The sequence below is a fragment of the Streptomyces sp. NPDC056480 genome, assembly GCF_042795405.1.
Taxonomy (GTDB): domain Bacteria; phylum Actinomycetota; class Actinomycetes; order Streptomycetales; family Streptomycetaceae; genus Streptomyces.
This window is the reverse complement of record NZ_JBHTSA010000031.1, coordinates 1-20,163: the sequence shown is the minus strand read 5'-3', so window position 1 is coordinate 20,163 and position 20,163 is coordinate 1. Positions and strand designations below refer to the sequence as shown.

At 72.4% G+C, this 20,163-nt stretch carries 20 protein-coding genes; 6 read left to right on the top strand and 14 right to left on the bottom strand.

The window, feature by feature from the left end:
- A complete protein-coding gene (locus tag ACFQ79_RS16300) occupies positions 1-1,581 on the top strand; it encodes an alpha/beta hydrolase (RefSeq protein ID WP_383583673.1) in 1,581 nt (526 codons plus the stop codon).
- Positions 1,582-1,633: 52 nt separating this feature from the next.
- Here the strand turns inward: ACFQ79_RS16300 and ACFQ79_RS16295 are convergent, their stop codons facing one another.
- Both ACFQ79_RS16295 and ACFQ79_RS16290 read right to left on the bottom strand, forming a co-directional pair.
- The gene (locus tag ACFQ79_RS16295; protein WP_383583671.1) at positions 1,634-2,671 is read right to left on the bottom strand and encodes an NAD-dependent epimerase/dehydratase family protein; all 1,038 of its coding nucleotides are present in this window, start codon (positions 2,669-2,671) and stop codon (positions 1,634-1,636) included.
- Between the two features lie 97 nt (positions 2,672-2,768).
- A complete protein-coding gene (locus tag ACFQ79_RS16290; protein ID WP_383583792.1) occupies positions 2,769-3,458 on the bottom strand; it encodes a lysophospholipid acyltransferase family protein in 690 nt (229 codons plus the stop codon).
- A gap of 79 nt (positions 3,459-3,537) precedes the next feature.
- On the opposite strand from ACFQ79_RS16290, the gene ACFQ79_RS16285 reads away from it, so the two are divergent.
- The gene (locus ACFQ79_RS16285; protein ID WP_383583669.1) at positions 3,538-4,584 is read left to right on the top strand and encodes a DUF3048 domain-containing protein; all 1,047 of its coding nucleotides are present in this window, start codon (positions 3,538-3,540) and stop codon (positions 4,582-4,584) included.
- Between the two features lie 26 nt (positions 4,585-4,610).
- Here ACFQ79_RS16285 and ACFQ79_RS16280 read toward each other — a convergent pair whose 3' ends face one another.
- From ACFQ79_RS16280 to ACFQ79_RS16260, 5 genes are all read right to left on the bottom strand, one after another.
- On the bottom strand, positions 4,611-4,823 hold the full coding sequence (locus ACFQ79_RS16280; protein WP_383583800.1) for a hypothetical protein: 213 nt from the start codon (positions 4,821-4,823) through the stop codon (positions 4,611-4,613).
- 190 nt (positions 4,824-5,013) lie between these two features.
- On the bottom strand, positions 5,014-5,961 hold the full coding sequence (locus ACFQ79_RS16275; protein ID WP_383583667.1) for a cytochrome c oxidase assembly protein: 948 nt from the start codon (positions 5,959-5,961) through the stop codon (positions 5,014-5,016).
- Between the two features lie 115 nt (positions 5,962-6,076).
- Positions 6,077-7,102 (bottom strand): 6-phosphofructokinase, encoded by a 1,026-nt coding sequence (locus ACFQ79_RS16270; protein ID WP_073902085.1) that lies wholly within the window; start codon positions 7,100-7,102, stop codon positions 6,077-6,079.
- Positions 7,103-7,293: 191 nt separating this feature from the next.
- Positions 7,294-8,022 carry a type 1 glutamine amidotransferase gene (locus tag ACFQ79_RS16265; RefSeq protein ID WP_383583665.1) on the bottom strand — a complete coding sequence of 243 codons (729 nt, stop codon included), beginning with the start codon at positions 8,020-8,022 and terminating at the stop codon, positions 7,294-7,296.
- A gap of 19 nt (positions 8,023-8,041) precedes the next feature.
- On the bottom strand, positions 8,042-9,289 hold the full coding sequence (locus ACFQ79_RS16260) for a MurT ligase domain-containing protein (protein WP_383583663.1): 1,248 nt from the start codon (positions 9,287-9,289) through the stop codon (positions 8,042-8,044).
- Between the two features lie 126 nt (positions 9,290-9,415).
- On the opposite strand from ACFQ79_RS16260, the gene def reads away from it, so the two are divergent.
- Positions 9,416-9,976, top strand: coding sequence for a peptide deformylase (gene def, locus ACFQ79_RS16255; protein ID WP_383583661.1), 561 nt, complete (start codon positions 9,416-9,418; stop codon positions 9,974-9,976).
- A gap of 170 nt (positions 9,977-10,146) precedes the next feature.
- Here the strand turns inward: def and ACFQ79_RS16250 are convergent, their stop codons facing one another.
- Positions 10,147-10,794: a TetR family transcriptional regulator gene (locus tag ACFQ79_RS16250; RefSeq protein ID WP_383583659.1), complete on the bottom strand. Its 648-nt coding sequence runs from the start codon at positions 10,792-10,794 to the stop codon at positions 10,147-10,149.
- Positions 10,795-10,956: 162 nt separating this feature from the next.
- Between ACFQ79_RS16250 and ACFQ79_RS16245 the strand changes: the two genes are divergently transcribed.
- Positions 10,957-12,174, top strand: a complete 1,218-nt coding sequence (locus ACFQ79_RS16245; RefSeq protein WP_383583656.1) for an acyl-CoA dehydrogenase family protein — start codon at positions 10,957-10,959, stop codon at positions 12,172-12,174.
- 226 nt (positions 12,175-12,400) lie between these two features.
- On the top strand, positions 12,401-12,811 hold the full coding sequence (locus ACFQ79_RS16240) for a DUF6221 family protein (RefSeq protein WP_383583654.1): 411 nt from the start codon (positions 12,401-12,403) through the stop codon (positions 12,809-12,811).
- A 1-nt stretch (position 12,812) separates the two neighbouring features.
- Here the strand turns inward: ACFQ79_RS16240 and ACFQ79_RS16235 are convergent, their stop codons facing one another.
- From ACFQ79_RS16235 to ACFQ79_RS16225, 3 genes are all read right to left on the bottom strand, one after another.
- The gene (locus ACFQ79_RS16235; RefSeq protein ID WP_383583650.1) at positions 12,813-12,992 is read right to left on the bottom strand and encodes a hypothetical protein; all 180 of its coding nucleotides are present in this window, start codon (positions 12,990-12,992) and stop codon (positions 12,813-12,815) included.
- Between the two features lie 87 nt (positions 12,993-13,079).
- Positions 13,080-13,751, bottom strand: a complete 672-nt coding sequence (locus tag ACFQ79_RS16230) for a DNA alkylation repair protein (protein ID WP_383583648.1) — start codon at positions 13,749-13,751, stop codon at positions 13,080-13,082.
- Positions 13,752-13,825: 74 nt separating this feature from the next.
- Positions 13,826-14,293 (bottom strand): VOC family protein, encoded by a 468-nt coding sequence (locus ACFQ79_RS16225; RefSeq protein WP_383045473.1) that lies wholly within the window; start codon positions 14,291-14,293, stop codon positions 13,826-13,828.
- A 168-nt stretch (positions 14,294-14,461) separates the two neighbouring features.
- On the opposite strand from ACFQ79_RS16225, the gene ACFQ79_RS16220 reads away from it, so the two are divergent.
- Positions 14,462-15,835, top strand: a complete 1,374-nt coding sequence (locus ACFQ79_RS16220; protein WP_383583645.1) for a cytochrome P450 — start codon at positions 14,462-14,464, stop codon at positions 15,833-15,835.
- Between the two features lie 54 nt (positions 15,836-15,889).
- Here the strand turns inward: ACFQ79_RS16220 and ACFQ79_RS16215 are convergent, their stop codons facing one another.
- The 3 genes from ACFQ79_RS16215 to ACFQ79_RS16205 form a co-directional block, all read right to left on the bottom strand.
- Positions 15,890-17,098 carry a helix-turn-helix domain-containing protein gene (locus ACFQ79_RS16215; RefSeq protein ID WP_383583643.1) on the bottom strand — a complete coding sequence of 403 codons (1,209 nt, stop codon included), beginning with the start codon at positions 17,096-17,098 and terminating at the stop codon, positions 15,890-15,892.
- 216 nt (positions 17,099-17,314) lie between these two features.
- Positions 17,315-18,259 (bottom strand): hypothetical protein, encoded by a 945-nt coding sequence (locus ACFQ79_RS16210; RefSeq protein ID WP_383583640.1) that lies wholly within the window; start codon positions 18,257-18,259, stop codon positions 17,315-17,317.
- A 122-nt stretch (positions 18,260-18,381) separates the two neighbouring features.
- Positions 18,382-20,025: a DUF6801 domain-containing protein gene (locus ACFQ79_RS16205; RefSeq protein ID WP_383583637.1), complete on the bottom strand. Its 1,644-nt coding sequence runs from the start codon at positions 20,023-20,025 to the stop codon at positions 18,382-18,384.
- Positions 20,026-20,163: the final 138 nt, after the last annotated feature.

Below are 20,163 nucleotides of genomic sequence, written 5' to 3'. Positions count from 1 at the left end.
TTGAGACGTACGGCAATGCTCGGCTCGGCCGGCACCCTGATAGCGGGCACGCTCGTCGCGGGCGCGCTCGCGGCCCCGGCGGCGAACGCCGACAGCAACCGCCACCTGCGTGACGCCGAGTCGATCGGCGTCGCCGTGGCGGCGGCGCGGGCCGCCCAGGCGGGCATCGACTGGCAGGACTGTCCGGCCGACTGGGGCCTCGAGAAGCCGATCCAGTGCGGCTGGGTCACCGTCCCCGTCGACTACGCGAAGCCCAACGGCAAGAAGATCAAGATCGCGGTCGACCGGATCAACGCCACCGGCACCCCCGCCGAGCGCCAGGGCGCGCTCCTCTACAACCCGGGCGGCCCCGGCGGCTCCGGCCTGCGCTTCCCGCGCCGGGTCACCACCAAGAACGCGATCTGGGCGGGCGCCGCCAAGGCCTACGACTTCGTGGGCTTCGACCCGCGAGGCGTCGGCAAGTCGGCCCCCATCTCCTGCGTCGACCCGAGCGAGTTCGTCAAGGGCCCCAAGCCCGACCCGGTCCCCGACAGCGAGGCCGACAAGCGCGCGCAGCGCAAGCTCGCCGCCGAGTACGCCAAGGGCTGCGCCGAGAAGAGCGGCGACATGCTGCCCTTCATGAACACGCCCAACACCGCGCGCGACCTCGACGTCATCCGTGCCGCCCTCGGCGAGAAGAAGCTCAACTTCGTCGGCGTCTCCTACGGCACCTACCTCGGCGCGGTCTACGGCACCCTCTTCCCGACCCACGTCCGCCGCATGGTCCTCGACAGCGTCGTGAACCCGTCGACGCGCAAGATCTGGTACGAGGTCAACCTCGACCAGGACATCGCCTTCGAGGGCCGGCTCAAGGACTGGATGACCTGGGTCGCCCAGAACGACGCCACCTACCACCTCGGCGACACCCTGGCGGAGGTCCAGCAGCAGTGGGTGACCCTGCGCGCCGCCGCCAAGAAGGCGCCCCTCGGCGGCAAGGTCGGCCCGGCCGAGCTCATCGGCTTCTTCCAGAACGCCCCCTACTACGACTCCATGTGGGCCCCGGTGGCCGAGGCGTGGAGCGCGTACGCCGCGGGTGACCCGCAGCCGCTCATCGACAACGCGGCCTCGGACCCGACCGACACCGCCGGCAACGCGGCCTCGGAGAACGGCAACGCCGTCTACACCGCGGTCGAGTGCGCCGACGCCCCCTGGCCGACCAGCTGGAAGAAGTGGGACCGGGACAACACCCGGCTCCACAAGCAGTACCCCTTCATGACCTGGGCCAACGCATGGATGAACCTTCCGTGCGCCACCTGGTCCGCGCCGCGCCAGCGCCCGACCGAGGTCAAGACCGGCAAGGGCCTGCCGCCGGTGCTCATCGCCCAGTCCGAGCGCGACGCCGCCACCCCGTACGCCGGCGCCGTCGAACTGCACAAGCGGTTCAAGGGCTCGCGCCTGATCACGGAGAAGGACGCCGGCTCCCACGGCATCACGGGCCTCGTCAACCCGTGCCTCAACACCAAGGTCGAGGCCTACCTGCTGACCGGCAAGCTGGACGCCAGGGACCAGACCTGCGCCCCGCACGCCACCCCGAAGCCGTAACACGCTGACGGCCCGGTGAGGGGAGGGACAGCCGTCCCTCCCCTCACCCGTGTCACCTCCGCGACGCCAGCCAGGCGTCCTCCGCCGCGTAGTCGAAGAAGTCCACCCCGTACTTCGCGAGACCCGGGAAGGCCTCCCGCCACTCCCGGCCCGCCACCCGCCCGGTCAGCCACGCGACCGTCTCCGGCAGCGAGTCCGCGTACGACACCACCGGCCGGTACCCCAACTCCCGCTCCGCCGCCGCCATGTCGTAGACCACGGAACGCGGCGCGGTCCAGGGCGTGGACCCGACGACGTCCCGCGGCGGCGCGCCCTCGATCAGCACCGTCTCACTGCCGACGCCCATGACCGCGTCGATCGCCGCCCCGATCTCCGCCACCGTCGGTGCCTCAGGGTCCCCGCCGTTCAGCACCCGGCTGCCCGGGTTCGACGCCGCCAGCCGGACCAGCTCCGCCAGGTTGTCCACGTGCACCGGGTGGAACCGCGAGGCCCCGCCGTACGCGAGCAGCCGCACCGGCCGCCCGTCGAGCGCCCGCTTCACGAACCACAGCTCCCGCGGCCCCGGGGAGTACGGCCCGTGGATCGCGCCCGCCCGCAGCACCGTCGTCGGCAGGGCGTCGCCCGCCGCCAGCAACTCCCGCTCCAGCGCCACCTTCCGGGTGCCGTACGAACGGTCGCCGGGCGCCACCGTCCGCCAGTCCTCCGGGATCGGCAGCGGATAGTCGGGGAAGCCGTCCGGCCGGTCCTGGGTGTCGAAGCTGCGCCCCTGCTCGTCCTCGTAGACGGCGCCGCTGGACACCACCACCGCGGAACCGATCCGGCCCGAGAGCCCCGTCAGCTGCCGGCCGTGCCCGGCGTCGTACGCCACGACGTCCACCAGCACATCGCATCCGTCGCCCAGACCGGCCTCGAGCGCGCCCTCCCGGTTCCGGTCGAGCGCCACCGACCGGACCTCCGCCGGCCACCTCTCGTCCCTGCCGCCGCCCCGCGAGGCGGCCGTCACCTCCCAGCCGTCCGCGACGAGCGCCCGCACGGCCGCCCGCCCCACCTGTCCCGATCCACCCAGTACGAACGCGGTTCCCTTGGTCATGATCGAGACGCTACGACCGTCCGGTGCGGCGGCCCAGGAGTTTGCGCCGAGCGCGGATCCGCTCACAGCGTTCCGGCCGGGGGAACCCGGCCGGGGCTCAGCCGTCGGCCCCCGCCTCCGCCGCCTTCACCACCGCCGCGTAGTCGTCCACGTACTCCTGCCCGGACAGCCGGAGGATCTCGTACATGATCTCGTCCGTCACCGCGCGGACCACCGCCTTCTCGCCCGCCGACCCGGCGAACCGGGAGAAGTCCAGCGGCGCCCCGAACCGGATGGTGACCCGGCGGATCCTCGGCACGACCTTCCCCGGCGGCTGGATCTCGAAGGTCCCCACCATCGCGCAGGGCACCACCGGCACCCCGGCCGTCAGCGCCATCACCGCCACGCCCACCTTCCCCTTGTAGAGCCGCCCGTCGTGCGAGCGCGTGCCCTCCGGGTAGATGCCGAGCAGCTCACCCTTCCCGAGCACCCCGAGGCCCTCCCGGATCGCCGCCTTGCCGGCCTCCTTGCCCGAGCGGTCGACCGGGATCTGCCCGGCCGCCCGGAAGAAGGCGGCCGTGAGCCGGCCCTTGATCCCCGGCCCCGTGAAGTACTCCTGCTTCGCCAGGAAGGTGATCCGCCGGTCGAGCACGACCGGCATCAGGAAGTGGTCCGAGAAGGAGAGGTGATTGCCCGCGACGATCGCCGCACCCTCCTCCGGGATGTGCTCGAGCCCCTCGATGCGCGGCCGGAACAGCAGCTTCAGGAGCGGTCCCAGCAGCACGTACTTCATCAGGTGGTAGAACACCCGCGACCCCCGTTCGTCGTCCGTCAAGCCCGTTGTATCCGTGCGCGGCCCCGTGGTCCACTGGTGGGGGAGCGTCACCATGACACGCGAGCGCGGAGCCAGGCGCCCCGGCCGCGTCCTCACCGCCCTGCTGTGCGCGGTGACGGCGGCCGGGCTGTACGGCTGCTCCGACCCGGGTACGCCGGAACCGGCCCCCACGCCGACACCCGCGCCCACCACGCCCGCGCCCGTCACCACGGCACCCCCGCCCGCCACCACGCCACCCGTCACGACCGGCCTCTCGCCCTTCACCGGGCTCCCCGCACGGCCCGGCCCCGTCCTCGCCGTCAAGATCGACAACGTGGCCGCGGCCCGCCCCCACACCGGGCTCGGCGCCGCCGATCTCGTCTACGTCGAACAGGTCGAGGGCGGCACGACCCGGCTCCTCGCCGTGTACTCCTCCCGCCTCCCCGAGCGCGTCGGACCAGTCCGCAGCGCCCGCGAGTCCGACATCGAGCTGCTCGGCGCCTTCGGCCGGCCCGTCCTCGCCTACTCCGGGGCGCAGTCCGCCCTGAACCCGCTGCTCAGCGCCGCGCCGCTCCAGCCCGTCACCGAGACCACCGGCCCCGGCGCGTTCCTGCGCTCCCCGGGCCGGGCCGCCCCGCACAACCTCTATCTGCGGCCCGAGCGGGCCCTCGCCACCGTCCCGGAGCCCCAGAACGCCCGGGACATCGGCTTCCGCTTCGGCCCCGCCCCGGCGGGCGGCACCGCGGTCGGCTCCGAGACCGTCCGCTACCCGGCGGCCCGCTACACCTTCACCTGGTCCGCCTCCGACCGGACCTGGCGGGTGGCGATGGACGGCCGCGCGGCACGCGCCACCGACACGGGACCGCTCGCCCCGTCGACCGTGGTCGTCCAGCGCGTCGCCGTCCGGTCCTCCCGGTTCCACGACGTCACCGGCGCGGTCTCCCCGTACACCGAGACCGTCGGGAGTGGCACGGCGCTCGTCCTGCGCGACGGGCGCGCGTACGAGGCCCGCTGGTCCCGTACGTCGCCGGGGTCGGGCACCACCTTCACCACCCCGGGCGGCGAGCCGCTGGCCTTCGCGCCGGGGCAGGTCTGGGTGGTCCTCGCACCGCGGAACTGAAGGCGCGACCGGTCGATCGGGCCGGCTCAGGGGCTCGCCGGGCCCGGACCCGCGGGCGGCCGGCGGCGTGGGACCGCCGGGGGCGCGCTGTCCGACGCGGCCAGGCCGATCGTCGCCACGGCGAGCACCACCGAGCCGAACCAGAGCCAGCCGCTGCTGCCGAGCGCCACCGTGTAGGCCGTCGTGAGCACCACCGCGGCGCAGGTCAGCACCGCCATCGTCTTCGTGCCACCGGACATCAGTCCGCCCTCCTCCCGACCGAGGTCGTGGAAGCCGTCCAGCCCATCGTGACCCCCCGAGAGGGGCGCGCGCTACTCCCCGGACGCTCCGGCGTGCGCCGAAAAGGGACCGGGCCCGGCGCCGGACCCCGTCAGAGGTCCCGCGCCGGGCCCGAAGAGGCACCGCCGACCGCTCACCGCACGCCGGTCGTCACCGCTTGGCCTGGAGCGAGGCGAGGTACGCGTTATACGCCTCCAGCTCCTTGTCCCCGTCCCGGTCGGCGGCCCGGTCCTGGCGGACCGCCTGCCGCTGCTCGGAGTGGTACCACTGGTAGACCAGCGCGATCAGCACCAGCACCGACGGGATCTCGCTGAACGCCCACGCGATGCCGCCCGCCGCGTTCTGGTCGGTGAGCGCGTCGATCCCCAGCGAGGCCGGCGGGTTCGCGTACGCCTTCACCATCGGCTCCGACGCCATCATCAGCGCGATGCCGAAGAAGGCGTGGAACGGCATGCCCGCGAACAGCTCCAGCATCCGCATCACGTAACCCGGACGGTGCGGACCCGGGTCGACGCCCATGATCGGCCAGAAGAAGACCACGCCCACCATCAGGAAGTGGACCATCATCCCGACGTGGCCCGGCTTGGAGCCCATCAGGAAGTCGAAGAGCGGCGTGAAGTAGAGCGCGTACAGGCTCGCGATGAACATCGGGATCGTGAAGCCGGGGTGCGTGATCACCTTCATGTACCGGCTGTGCAGCAGCTTCAGGAGCAGCTCGCGCGGCCCCGTCGAGCCCCGGCCCGCCACCGGCAGCGCCCGCAGGGCCAGCGTCACCGGCGCACCCAGCAGCAGCAGGATGGGCGACAGCATGGAGATCACCATGTGCTGCACCATGTGCACGCTGAACATGACCATGCCGTAGTCGTTGAGCTTGGTGCACATGACGAGCGCGATGGTCAGCACGCCGACGGTGAAGAACACCGTCCGGCTCACCGGCCAGGCGTCCCCGCGCCGCCGCAGCCGCGCCACGCCCCAGCCGTACAGACCGAGCGCCGCGAGGCAGCCGATCAGGAAGAACAGGTCGGGAGAGAACTCCAGGCCCCGTCCCAGCGTGAACGGCGGCAGATCCGTGGTCATGCCGTGCCCGCTGTGATCCATCGTGAGTACTCCTGGAGCCCGATTCGCGCTTGTTGTCCGCACCAGACTAGAACCGCCCCCGGCCGCGACTGCGACCGGGGGCGGTGTCACGCGAACGCGTCCGCACCGACGTGCGTCAGATCACGCACTCGGCCTCGGCGTAGCGGTCGGCGGGGACCGTCTTGAGGCTCTCCACGGCCTGGGCCAGCGGGACCATCGTGATGTCCGTGCCGCGCAGGGCCGTCAGCATGCCGAACTCGCCCCGGTGCGCGGCCTCGACCGCGTGCCAGCCGAAGCGGGTCGCGAGGACGCGGTCGTACGCGGTGGGGGTGCCGCCGCGCTGGACGTGACCCAGGATCACCGGGCGGGCCTCCTTGCCGAGGCGCCGCTCCAGCTCCACGGAGAGCTGGTTGGCGATCCCGGTGAAGCGCTCGTGGCCGTAGATGTCGGTGCCCGCGGTCTTGAAGTCCATCGAGCCCTCACGCGGCTTCGCGCCCTCGGCGACGACCACGATCGCGAACCGCTTGCCGGCCTCGAAGCGCTCGCCCACCCGGGTGGTCAGCTCGTCGATGTCGAAGGGGCGCTCGGGGACGACCACGGCGTGCGCGCCGGCGGCCATGCCGGAGTGCAGCGCTATCCAGCCGGTGTGACGGCCCATGACCTCGACGACGAGGACGCGCTGGTGCGACTCGGCGGTGGTCTTCAGCCGGTCGAGGGCCTCGGTGGCGACGGTCACGGCCGTGTCGAAGCCGAAGGTGACGTCGGTGGAGGCGATGTCGTTGTCGATCGTCTTCGGGACGCCGACGATCGGGAGACCGGCCTCGGAGAGCAGGTTCGCCGCCTTGAGGGTGCCCTCGCCGCCGATCGGGATGATCGCGTCGAGCCCCAGGTCGGCCACATGGCCGCGGGCGCGCTCGACGCCGTCGACCAGGTGCGCGGGCTGGACCCGCGAGGAGCCGAGGATGGTGCCGCCGCGGGCCAGGATGCCGCCCACCGCCTCGAGGTCGAGCTTGCGGTAGTCGCACTCGAGGAGGCCCTTCCACCCGTCGTGGAAGCCGATGACCTCGTCGCCGTGGTCGACGACGGCGCGGTGCACGACGGAACGGATGACAGCGTTCAGACCGGGGCAGTCTCCGCCGGAGGTGAGCACGCCAATGCGCATAGCCCAAAAACCTTTGCAACGTGGGCCGACTCCCGGACCACGTCGTCCGGCTGGATCCCCGCCACCCTATCGCCGCAGGGTGGCGGGGCCGAACCGGATGTCCGCACAGTGGACAACGTACGTTCGTACGAGGGACCAACAACGGCGCGCGTGTTGCCCCCAGGACCCGTCCCGGACGGGTCCTGCGGTCGCTACGCGGGCTGCGTGGCGGCCGCGATGCGCTCGGCGCGCAGGGCCTCGTACCAGCGGTCGTCCGTCGGCGGCAGCGCGTTCACATCGAGGGCCAGCTTCAGGAGCAGGTCCGCGATCTGCGGGTTGCGGGCCATGACGGGGCCGTGCATGTACGTACCGAAGACGGTGTCGTTGTACGCGCCCTCGGTGCCGTCGCCGGTCCCGTTGCCGTTGCCGAACACCGTCCGCGCGAACGGCCGGGCCGTCGGGCCGAGATGGGTGATGCCCTGGTGGTTCTCGAAGCCCGTCAGCTGGGGCAGGCCGAGGCGCGGGTCGATGTCCCCGAGGACGTCGCCGACGCAGCGGGCGCCCTCGCCGCGGGTCGTGGTGACGTCGAGCAGGCCGAGGCCCGGCTGCCGCTCGCCGACGTCGTTGACGAACTCGTGCCCCAGGATCTGGTAGCCGGCGCAGACCGAGAAGATGATCGCGCCGTTGGAGGCGGCCCGGGACAGGCCGCCGTCGCGGAGCAGCCGCTCGGCCGCGAGCCGCTGCGGACGGTCCTCGCCGCCGCCGATCAGATAGATGTCGCCCGAGGTCGGCACCGGCTGGTCGCTGCGGACGTCGACGCGCTCGACGTTGAGCCGGCGCTGGAGGGCGCGGCGCTCGACGACGAGGACGTTGCCCTGGTCGCCGTAGGTGCTGAGCAGGTCCGGGTAGACCCAGACCAGGCGCAGGCTGCTGTCACTCATGCTGCAAGTCCTCTACGGGTCAGTTGCCGACGCGGCGGCGGACGTCCTGGAAGGCGGTGTAGTTGGCGATCAGCTCGATCTGTCCGGGCGGGGCCATCGCGACGGCCTCGTCCAGCGTCTCGCAGACGCGGAAGTCCACACCCGCGACCTCCAGGCGGACGGCGAGGTCCAGCCGGCGGTCGCCGATCACCATGATCGGGTGTCCGGCGAGCCGGCCGTAGTCCACGTCCCACAGCCAGGAGGTGTCCGTGCCGTCGGCGCCGCGCGCGTTGACGGAGAGGATCACCGGGGCGGGCGGTCCGTCGATGAGGGAAAACGTTTCGAGCCAGCCCGCGGGGTTCTTCGCGAGCAGCAGGCGCAGCTCACGGCTCTGGAAGGACACCACGTCGTAGCGTCCGGCGACGGCCTGCACCTGGTACATGCGCTCCAGGGCCACCTGCGGCGGCACTCCGAAGACGGCGGCGACGGCGGCCGAGGTCGCGGCGTTCGCCTTGTTGGCGCGGCCGGGCAGCTGGAGCCGGATCGGCCAGGCCGAACCGTGCGGGTCGAGCACGTGGTCGCCGCTGAGCGCCCAGCTCGGCGCGGGACGGCGGAAGCCGCACTCGCCGCAGAACCAGTCGTCGCCCGGACGCTGCATCACACCGCCACAGGCGGGGCACGACCAGGCGTCGTCCTTCCACTCCTGGCCGGCGGCGACCCACACCACGTTCGGCGAGGAGGAGGCGGCCCACACGATGAGCGGGTCGTCGGCGTTCGCGACGACGACGGCCTTCGTTCCGTTGAGGCCCTCGCGCCACTTCTCGGCGAGCATCCGGGTCTCGGCGGCGCGGTCGAGCTGGTCGCGGGAGAGGTTGAGCAGCGCGATCACCTTGGGCGTGGTGTCGCGGGCGACGCCGGCCAGGTACTTCTCGTCGACCTCGATGACGCCGTACTTGGAGTCCGAGCCACCGGCCAGCGCCGAGGTGATGCCGGCGGGCATGTTGGCGCCGAGGGCGTTCGATACGACGGGGCCGGCGGCGCGCAGGGCCTCCGCGATCAGCCGGGTCGTCGTCGTCTTGCCGTTGGTCGCCGACACCAGGACGACGTCCAGATGCTGTGCGAGCCGGCCGAGGAGGTCGGGGTCGAGCTTCAGCGCCACCTTGCCGCCGATCACCGATCCGCTGCCGCGTCCCGCCGCACGCGACACCGCGGCCGCGGCCCTGCCCGCCGTCACGGCCAGCTTGGCGCGCGGCGACAGCGGCTCTGGATTACCGGGGTGTCCTGACATCGTTCTTGTTCCTCCTTGCGTCGGTCCGGGCTCAGCCTATCGAGATCCGGCCAGCAGCCCGAACAGCGGCACCGCCGACCGGCCGCGCGAAACAGCCAGGTCACGGCGGACCGTACCCTTACCGCCATGCGAAACCGCCCCATCCCCGGCAGTTCCGGCCACGTCCGAGCGATGACTCTGCTCGGCGAACCCGTGCTGCACACACCCTGCGCGCCCGTCACCGACTTCGGGCCCGAACTCGCCCGCCTCGTCGAGGACATGTTCGCCACGATGTACGCGGCGAACGGCGTCGGCCTGGCGGCGAACCAGGTGGGCGTGGGCCTGCGGGTCTTCGTGTACGACTGCCCCGACGACGAGGAGACCCGCCACCTGGGACATGTCGTGAACCCGCGCCTGGTGGAGGCGGACGGCGACCTGTTCCGGGGGCCCGAGGGCTGCCTCTCGCTGCCGGGTCTCGAGGCTCCGACGCCCCGTTACGACCGTGCCGTGGTCGAGGGAGTACGGCTGGACGGGACTCCGGTACGGGTGGAGGGCACGGGTTTCTTCGCCCGCTGCCTCCAGCACGAGGCCGACCACCTGGACGGCGGGGTCTACGCGGACCACGTCACGGGGTGGCGCAAGTCACGTCTGATCCGCGCGATCCGCAAGCAGCCGTGGGGCAGCGGGGCCGGAGTCCTGGAGGGCTGACGAGGGCGGAGGCCCGAGGGGCCCGGAGGCCTCTCGGGCCTTCCGGAGCCCGAACCCGGAGCCCGAACCCGGAGCCCGAACCCGGAGCCCGAACCCGGAGCCCGGAAGCCGCCGGGGTCGGGGCCGGGAGGCGCCCGGGGTCACCGGGGCCCGGCGACCCCGGCGGGAGGCTAGAACCCCGGTCCGCCGGGAAGGTCCGGTGCCTGCGCGAGGCGGCCCCACAGGAGGTCGGCCAGGCTGCGGACGAGGTCTTCGCGGGAGCAGGGGCGCTCGCCGAGCCACCAGTCGCCGGCCGCGTGCATCATGCCGACGATGCCGTGACCCCAGATCCGGGCCTGGGCCTCGGCGCCGGGGCCGAGATCGACGCGCTCGGCGATGACCTGGCCGAGCTCCTCGCCCATCCGCCGGAGCAGCGGGGCGGAGTGGCGGCCGACGTCGAAGCCCTGCTCGGTCTGGTGCGACTCCTCCGCCGGATGCATGAGGAAGCGGTACACCTGGGGCAGCGCCTCGATCGAGGCGAGGTAGGTGTCGAGGGTGGATTCGACGCGGCGGCGGCGGTCGGACGGTGCGTCGAGCGCGGCCCGCAGGGCGGCGAGGAGGGCGTCCGTGTGCCGGATGGCGAGGGCGCGGTAGAGGCCGCCCTTGTCGCCGAAGTGGCGGTAGAGGATCGGCTTGGTGATGCCCGCCTCCGCCGCGATCGCGTTCATGGACGCCTTGGGGCCGTCCCGGAGCACCACCCGGTCCGCCGCCTCCAGCAGTTCGCGTCGCCGCTGTTCGGCGGGCGTCTGCTGGTCGGTGGTCCGGTGTGCGATGTCCATAAGCGTGTCTCCCCGCCCGTGCGATTCGTGAGGCTGTCGCAACGTAACACCCGGCTGGTGTCCGTTGCCGGTCGGGCCGAACCGCTCCACCGCAGGTTGACAGCCCATACCCGCCGGTAACAGACTGGTGTTACCGCAAGTAACGTACTGCTGGGAGGGAATATGGGCGAGTTCACGCTCGATCTCAACGATGACCAGAAGCAGGTCCGCGACTGGCTCCACGGCTTCGCCGCCGATGTGATGCGCCCCGCGGCCGCCGAATGGGACGAGCGTGAGGAGACTCCCTGGCCGATCATCCAGGAAGCCGCCAAGATCGGCATCTACTCGCTCGATTTCTATGCCCAGCAGTTCTTCGACCCGACCGGTCTCGGCATCCCCATGGCGATGGAGGAGCTCTTCTGGGGCGACGCCGGCATCGCGCTCTCCATCGTCGGCACGGGCCTCGCCGCCGTCGGCGTCCTCGCCAACGGCACCGAGGAGCAGATAGGCACCTGGGTCCCGCAGATGTACGGCGACGCGAACGACGTCAAGGTCGCCGCGTTCTGCTCGTCCGAGCCCGACGCGGGCTCGGACGTCGCCTCGATGCGCACCCGCGCCGTGTACGACGAGGCCACCGACGAGTGGGTGCTCAACGGCACCAAGACCTGGGCGACCAACGGCGGCATCGCCAACGTCCACGTCGTCGTCGCGGTCGTCGACGCCGAGCTCGGCTCGAAGGGCCACGCCTCCTTCATCGTGCCGCCGAACACCCCCGGCCTCTCCCAGGGCCAGAAGTTCCAGAAGCACGGCATCCGCGCCTCCCACACCGCCGAGGTCGTCCTGGAGGACGTCCGCGTCCCCGGCCACTGCCTGCTCGGCGGCAAGGAGAAGCTCGACGAGCGCCTGGCCCGCGCCCGGGAGAAGGCCAAGGCGGGCGGCGGGGAGCGCGTGAAGAACGCCGCCATGGCCACCTTCGAGGCCTCCCGCCCCGCGGTCGGCGCCATGGCCGTCGGCACGGCCCGCGCCGCGTACGAGGTCGCCCTCGACTACGCCAGGACCCGCGTCCAGTTCGGCCGCCCGATCATCGAGAACCAGGGCGTCGCCTTCCAGCTCGCCGACATGGCCACCCAGATCGACGCGGCCCGCCTGCTGGTCTGGCGCGCCTCGTGGATGGCGACGGCCGGCAAGCCCTTCACGGCGGCCGAGGGCTCCATGTCCAAGCTGTACGCGAGCGAGGTCGCCAAGAAGGTCACGGCACAGGCCATCCAGATCCTCGGCGGCAACGGCTACACCCGTGAGTACCCGGTGGAGCGCATGCACCGCGACGCGGCCATCTATACGATCTTCGAAGGCACCAGCGAGATCCAGCGCATGGTGATCAGCCGGGCCATCGCGAAGTAGCCGGCTGCGCGGCCGGAACTCCCGGTGCGACGCGCACGGAGGAGCGCCGGGGAAGAAGGCCCGCACCGCGCCGGTGCGGGCCTCTTCGCCGTACCTCGCGGAACGCCCCCGAACCGTCGGCGGCCGCTCGTACAGTGAGGCCATCCATCCGCCCCTGCCGGCCGATGCGGCACGCGGACCCGCCCCGTCGTGACGCACCGGGGCGGGACGCCTTCCGGAGAGCCCCGTGGACGACCTGATCGCATTCCTCAAGGCCCGCTACGAGGAGGAGGTCGCGACCGCCGCCCGGCTCGGCGACACCGACGGCATCCTCCGCCCGTGGGAGATCGCCGGCCATCCGCACCTCCGGATCGCCAAGGCGCGCGTGGTGACCGAGGTCATGGCGAAGCGGCAGCTGCTCGACGCCTCTGCCGTCTCCTGCCCGCCCGTGTGCGGCCTCGGCGGCGAGCACGCGTTCACCGGGTCGTGCGCCCTCCGCCGGATGGGGCCGGTCACGGAAGCCGACGGCGAGCGCTGGGTCCACGACGACACCGGCGCTCGGTTCACGGCTCCGCCCGTGACGCCGGAGTGGACGATCCGGGTCCTGGCTCTGCCGTACGCAGGCCATCCCGACTACCGCGCCGAATGGCGGCCGTAGCTCAGGCGGCGAGCCTCTGCTCGGTCTGCGTCGCCTCGGCCCACGCTGTCACAAGTACCTGGTAGATCCGCTGCTCGTCGGCCGTCAGGGAGCGCTGCTGCTCGCCGGCGCGCACCCACAACGTGCGAATGGCGTCGTTCAGGGCTTCGGGGCTCGGGGTCTCTCTGTGGTGATGGGACATGTGTCCAAGGCTAGGGCCCGGGTCTGACAAAGCAGGCACGGTTCGGGCGTGCGTTGCGCCACGCTCTCGGGCCGGAGGGCCGTGTTCCTACGCCTCCTCCCGGCGGCGCACCATCTCGGTGATCCAGACGGGGGCGAACGGAGACGTGCAGCCCGGGGACGTCGGGTAGTCCTTGAGGACCTCCAGGCGCTCACCGATGCCCAGCGCCCGGGCGCGCTGCCCGGGGTGCTCGATCCCGATCTGGGCCAGGCAGTGGTTCATCGCCCACTGCAGACGGTCCGGGGCGTCCTTCATCTCCGCCTCGACGACGTCGAGCAGGCCGTCGAGGTCGAGGCCGTCGGGCTTCTTCGCGACCCGCTCGGTGGTCAGGGCCCAGCCGGCGCTCGCGACCACCGGATCCGGGTCGGCGGTCCACGCCAGGCGCAGCTCCTCGGCGTGGGGGCTCTTCCGCACCACGTAGTTCACGAGCCAGTCGTGCACCTTCGGCGTGCGTGCCCCGCGGAGCATGGCGTCCAGCTCGTCCCGCCCGAAGGCCTTCGGGCGGCAGACCAGCAGCGCAAGGAGCCGGGCCGCGCTGTCGTCCGTCTCCCAGAGCGGCTCCGCGAGGTCCTGCCGCGTCTTGAGCCGCTTCGCGAGCGCGCGCAGCTTCCCGAGGTTCACACCGTGGTCGTCACCGTGCCTCTCGTTCACCGCGCGCGCCTTCGGGTCCTCCAGCGCGGCCAGCTCGGCCATCACCTCGGCCACCGTGGTCTCGGCCACCTCGGTCTCCTGTTCCTCGTCGTCCGCGCGATGCGGTCTGCCACCGACCCCGTCCCGCCCTGCCGGGCGGGGCGTCAGACGAGACAGAACTCGTTGCCCTCGGGGTCCTGGAGGACCACCGCGTAGTAGTCCATGCCGTTCGGCTCGTCCATCGTGTACAGGATCGTCGCGCCGAGGGCCGTGAGCCGCGTCACCTCGCCGTCCACCCGCTCGCGGCGCAGGGCGAGCGGCACCCCGCGGCCGCCGCCTACCTTCAGGTCCAGGTGGACGCGGTTCTTGGCCGTCTTCGGCTCCGGGACGCGCTGGAACCAGACCCGGGGGCCCACGCCCTTCGGGTCCACGATGGACTCCGGGAGCTCTCCGGCGTCCTCGCCCAGCTCGTCCTCGGGGACGCCGATCGCCTCCCAGTAGTCCCGCCAGGTGGCGTGACCCTCCGGCGGCGGATCGGGGACGTAGCGCAGGGCCTCCAGCCAGAACGGCACCAGGCGCTGCGGGTCCGCGCAGTCGATGGTCAGTTGCAGGGTCATCTCGGGGCGTTCCATGGGGCGAGCGTCTCAGACACCACTGACAGCCGCCCGGATCCAGCACCTCCGACAGGCGCCCGGATCGAGCCAACAGGCCAGATCCGGTCCGCTGTTCGGGCATCCCTACCCGTGAGTCACCCGCTGCGGGACAATCGCCCGTCAGGCGACTTTCGAGGGGAACCGTTCATGGCCATCACCACCGGTACCGAAGCGCCCCTGCTCGCGGGGCTGCCGCTGCTCGGCTCCATGCTCGACCTCAAGAACGACTCCCTGGGCACCTTCCTCCGCGCCCGCCGCGACCACGGCGACGTCGTACGGATCACCGCCGGGCCGCCGGGCGTCCGCGCCACCGTCTACGGCGTCTTCTCCGCCGAGGGGGCCCAGCAGGTCCTCGCCGGGGAATCGGCCAACTTCCGCAAGGACAACGCCTTCTACCAGGAGGTCCGCGAGTCCTTCGGTAACGGGCTCCTCACCAGCCAGGACGAGGACTACCTCCGTCAGCGCCGGCTCGTCCAGCCCCTCTTCACCCGCCGCCGGGTCGACGGCTACGCCGCCGCCATCGCCGCCGAGGTCACCACCCTCACCGAGGAGTGGCGGGCGGCCGACGCCGCGTCCGTCGACGTCCTCCAGGACATGGCCCGCCTCGCCCTGCGTGCCGTCGCCCGCATCCTCTTCGGCACGGACGTCGACGCGGCCGTCGAGATCGTCGAGAACAACTTCCCCGACGTCGGCGCCTACGTCCTGCGCCGCGGCTACTCCCCGCTCAACGTCCCCCGTGACTGGCCCACCCCCGGCAACCGCCGTGCCGCCTCCGTCCACCGGGCGCTGTACGAGGTCTGCGACCGCATCATCGCCGAGCGCCGCGACTCCGGCCGCGCCACCGGCGACGGCCAGGACCTGCTGACCCTCCTCGTCGAGGCCGAGAGCGCCGAGGACGGCAGCTTCGACGCGACCGAGCTGCGCGAACAGGTCCTCGTCTTCCTGCTCGCCGGCCACGAGACCACCGCCACCTCCCTCGGCTTCGCCCTCCACCTCCTCGCCCTGCACCCGGAGGAGCGGAAGCGGGCCCACGAGGAGGTCGACCGGGTCCTCGCCGGCCGTACCCCCGGCGCCGCTGACCTCGACGCCCTGCCGTACGTCACCCGGGTCCTCAAGGAGGCCATGCGGCTCTTCCCGGCCGCCCCGGTCATCGGGCGCCGCGCCGTCGCCGCCACCTCGATCGGCGGCGTCGCCGTCCCGGCCGGCGCGGACGTCATCGTCGCCCCCTGGGTCACCCACCGTCATCCGGACTACTGGGAGGACGCGGAGCGCTTCGACCCGGACCGCTTCACGCCCGAGGCGGAGGCCGCCCGCCCCCGCTACGCCTGGTTCCCCTTCGGCGGCGGCCCGCGCGCGTGCATCGGCCAGCACTTCTCGATGCTGGAGTCGGTGATCGCGCTGGCGATGATCCTCCAGCGGTACGACTTCGAGGCCGTCGACACGGTGGTGCCGGTGGCGCCCGCGATCACCCTGCAGGCGGCCGGCCCGGCCCGCTGCCGCCTCACGCCCAGGACGGCGTAGGCGGCTGTCCGTACGACCGGGGCCGGGTACGCGCAGGCGCGTACCCGGACCGGCTCAGTCCGTCCGTCTCCCGCCGAGGTGGAGTGCCCGCAGGGCCGCTTCGAGGGCGAACCGGTGGTCGGGGTCGAGGAGCCGGTCGCCGAAGTGGCTGTCCAGGTTCCGCAGCCGGTAGCGGACCGTCTGGGCGTGCACGCCGAGCATCTCGCCGACCTGCTCGGCGGGCGCGCGGGTGGAGATGTGGACGCGCAGGGTCTCGATCAGCCGGTCGCGCCGGGTGCCGGACAGCTCGTCGAGCGGCGCGAGTTCGCGCCGGGCGAGCTGGGCCACCAGGGCCGGGTCGGACAGCAGCCACAACGTTGTCAAGTGGTCCCCGCAGTGCACGAGGGGAGCGTCGGCGACGACGCCGTCGTCGATGAGCTGGAGGACGCGCCGGGCCCAGCGGAGGGAGTGCGCGGCCTGGGCCGGCGGCACGGTCAGACCGACGACGGCGGAGGTGCCGGCCAGGGCGGAGCCGAGCATCGCGAGGCGGTCGGCGGTCAGCGGGCCGGGGATGAGCAGATAGGGCTGGGGAAGGCTGAGGTCGGCGAGGACGTCCCGGTCGAGCCCCGCCTGGACGAGTTCGGCGAGCGGCGGGCGGAGGGCGACCAGGGTGCACTCGGCGGGGAGCTGCCAGGAGGCGTCCCGGCACAGCTCGGCGATCGTCGCCCGGGGCAGCGGCGGGCCCGCGACGACCAGGTGGAGTAACTGTCTTCGCAGCGCGGCCACGTCGGACACCGCGCGGGTCTGGACCATGACGTAGCCCTCGCGGGACAGCGCCTCCAGCTCGTCGACGTAGGCGAAGAGGGCGTCGGCGAAGGCGAGGATCAGGGTGGGGGAGAGGTTGTACGTACGTCCGATGATCTTGGCCCGGCGCAGTGCGACGCGCGCGCCCAGGCGGTAGGCGCCCAGCAAGGTGTCGAGGTCGCGTCCCTCGTAGGCCTCCACGCGGCCGAACTTGCGGAGCAGTTCGTCCCTGAGGGCCGAGTTCGTCCCGGGGTCGGCGACCCGCTCCACGAAGGCGGCGAGCGCCTGCTCCACACCCTGGCGGATCGCGTCCGAGTGCGGCCCGTTGAAGAGATGGGCGTACACGGGGTAGGTCCGCTGGACCTCCATGCCGATCTCCTTGATGAGGCCGGGGATCTCCGGCCTCATCAGGGCGGCGAACTCCCTGGGGAGCGGTTCGAGCGGTTCACCGATGTCCGGCGACTGGGCGATTGCGGGCATGAACCGATCCCTTGCTCTCCTACGCGACCGGTGGGGGAGCGACGGTGCGGAGCCCAGCCTGGCGTGGTGGGCGCCGCCGTGGTCGTCAGGTGCGTACCTACGTGGACTGCTGAAGCTAAGTCAACTGCTGTGTGCTGTACACACGTTGAGCAAGAGTTGGCGTGCCGGAGGGGTACGCGCTTACCTAGTAGGCCGGGAATCGACCCTGGATGGCCGTTACCGAACGGCCGAGTGCCAGTTCCGGGAGAGGACCTTGCCCGCGTCGGGTGCGGCGAGACCGGGGGCGAAGAGGCCCGTCAGGTGGGTCTGGGTGTTGTTGAGGGTGAGGCTGTTCTTGCCGGCGGCGGAGGGCAGCCCCGTCTTGAGGTTGACGGCGGCGTCGATCAGACCGAACCAGCCGAGGCCGCAGCCGCTGGCGCCGGGGACGGCGAAGGTCTTGTCGCTCTGGGTGGAGCCGAGGATGTTGAGACGGCTCATGTCGCCCTCCTCGTTCGGGGAGCCGTCGCCGTTGAAGCGCTCGACGCCGAAGTCGGGCGACGTGAGGTTGCTCGGGCGCAGGATGATGGGGTTGGCCTTCGTCCCGATGTAGCAGTTGCTGCCCAGGAACGGATTCTCGAGCCGGATGCGGACCGGGATGGACACGATCGGCTTGTCGGTGAGGACGCCCGCGATCTGGTCGAAGTCCGAGGGGGTGCCGACCGACTCCATGGTGGCGGTGATCTTGTTGAGCTTGGCGTCGGTCAGCTGCCGGCAGATGTCGGTGATGAACGGGATGTCACTGGGACACATCAGACCGAGGAGGCCGCCGGGGACGGTGGCCGGGGCGGCGATCAGCGCGCCGCCGGCGGGTGCGGCGACGGTGCTGGTGCCGTCCGCGTTCTGGACGACGCCGATCTGGAGGTTGGTGCTGCCGGTGGTCACGGTGGTGTTGCCCAGCTTGATGGAGCCGCTCGCGGAGTAGGAGACGACGCACTGGGGCGAGGTGTCGAGACCGTCCGAGGCGAGCATCGCCCCCGCGTCGACGGGGCAGCGGGTGGACGGTCCCCAACTGCCGTTCAGCTGCGGGTCGGCGGCCGTCGCCGTCCCCATGGAGGCGAAGGCGCCGAGCGCCGTCAGGGCGGAGAGCGTGGCGAGGCGCGTGCGGGAGGAGACCAGGGGCATGACGATGCCTTTCGTTGAGGGGGGCGAGGGGCGAGGGGAGAGGGGGAGAGGGTGTGAGGGGCGCGGGCCCGGGGTGACCCGGGGTGGCCCGGGGTGGGCCGGGGCCGACCGGGTGCGCGGGCTCAGCGCTCGGGCTTGGGGACCACGTACGGCTGGCGGTCCGCGGTGCACTGGCCCTCGGTGGGCACCTCCACGCCCACCGCGCAGGTCTGGCCCTGGATCTGCCTGATGTGGTTGCCGGGGCCGGAGATGGAAGCGGTGAGGAGGCGGTCGAGGCTCTCGCCGCCGGCGCCGCAGCCCTTGAACGCGGGGATCGTCACCTCGCCGGTGAGCGGGCCGCCGCTGGTGAGGACGTAGCCGGTGGCGTCGGTGCCGTTGAGGAGCTGTCCCTTGCCGAGCAGCACCAGGTGGTCACCGGGGTACTTGGAGGGCTGGGGCTCGGGGGACCTGAGCGGTGTGACCGTGCGGCAGTCGGGGCCGACGTCCAGCGGGGTGCCGTTGACCTCGACGTCGAGAACGCGCAGGACGAGCGGGACCCGGACGTAGGTCTCCGCGATGTTGTCGGGGAAGACGAGGAGGACGTCCGACTCGACGACCAGGGGTCCCGCCTGCTCCAGCACCAGGGTCGCCGTGGTGGGCGCGAAGCCGAAGGTCAGGAAGGTGGACGTGAAGGGCGGGGACTGCTTGCGCCCCTGGTACCGGAGGGAGCCCTCCGACTTCTGGAGCAGGTGCAGGGTGCCGTCCGGGCGGAAGTCGATCACCGGCTCGCCCTGTTCGAGCTGCACGCAGGACACCGGGATGAGCGAGGCCCCGTCGAGCTTGCGCACGTTGGAGTAGCCGGTGATGTACGCGGAGAGCGAGGTGGAGGTCGGCTTCTCGGTGATGCAGGGCGGTGCCTTCGGGCGGACTGCGGTGCCGGGCGCCTCCTCGGCGGCCACCCTCGGGCCCTTGCCGGCGTCCGTGGCGGACCCCGGGTCGGGCGGCGCTCCGGTCGTTCCGTCCGTGGTCTCCCGGCCGGCCGGGGTCCACGGCCGTCCGGAGGGGGTGGTCGAGGACGAGGGCGAGGCGGAGGGGGGCGGGGACGAGGAGGGGGCGGTCGGGGGAGTGGACGGCGTGCCGGGGCTCGTGGGGGCGGTGGAGCCCGGTGTGACGGGGATCGCGGCGAGCGCCGTACGGCCCTCCGCGTCCGGCCCGGGGACGCAGCTGACGGAGAGGGACGCCGGACTGGTGGGCGTACCGTCGGCCTTGCTCGGGGCGAGGGCGACGGCGAGGCTTCCGGCGGTGAGGGTCAGGTCGCCGGCGGTGCCCGTCGTGAGGGCGGGGACGTCACCGGTGCCGGTGAGCGTGAGCGGGCCTTCGGCGGGGACGGCGGCGGGCTGGGCCGTGCCGAGCCATGTGACGTCCGTACGCTCGCCGTTCTGGCCCACGCCGACCGTGAGCGTCGTCTCCGCCCGTACGGTGGCGGCCTCGAGGGCGGTGAGTTCGGCCGCGACCGCGGCCGGGAGTTCCAGCGTCGTGCTGACGTCGGTGGCCTCGATCGTCTCGCCGACGGTCGCCCGGTCGGGGACGGTCGCCCTGATTCGTACCGTGGCGGGCTGCGGGCCCGAGGGCAGGGTGCAGAGGTAGGGGAGCCGGGTGTCGACCTCGTGCGCGCCCAGGGCCACGGCGGCCGCGGGGAGAAGGGGGGCGAGTGCCACGAGTGCGGCGATCGCCGCGCCGCGCGTCTGGGCGCGGGAGGGCCGCAGGGCGGCTCGCTGACCTCTCATCTGGTGCTCCGCTCGGATCGTGCGCGCGAGCGTCGGGTGCGCGGGCGCGAAGGGAAGGCCGTCGGGGGCGGTGAGCACTGGTTCCCCGACGAGGCCGCAGGCGGCGGTTCCAACCGGTGGTTGGTCGTGGGGTACTAC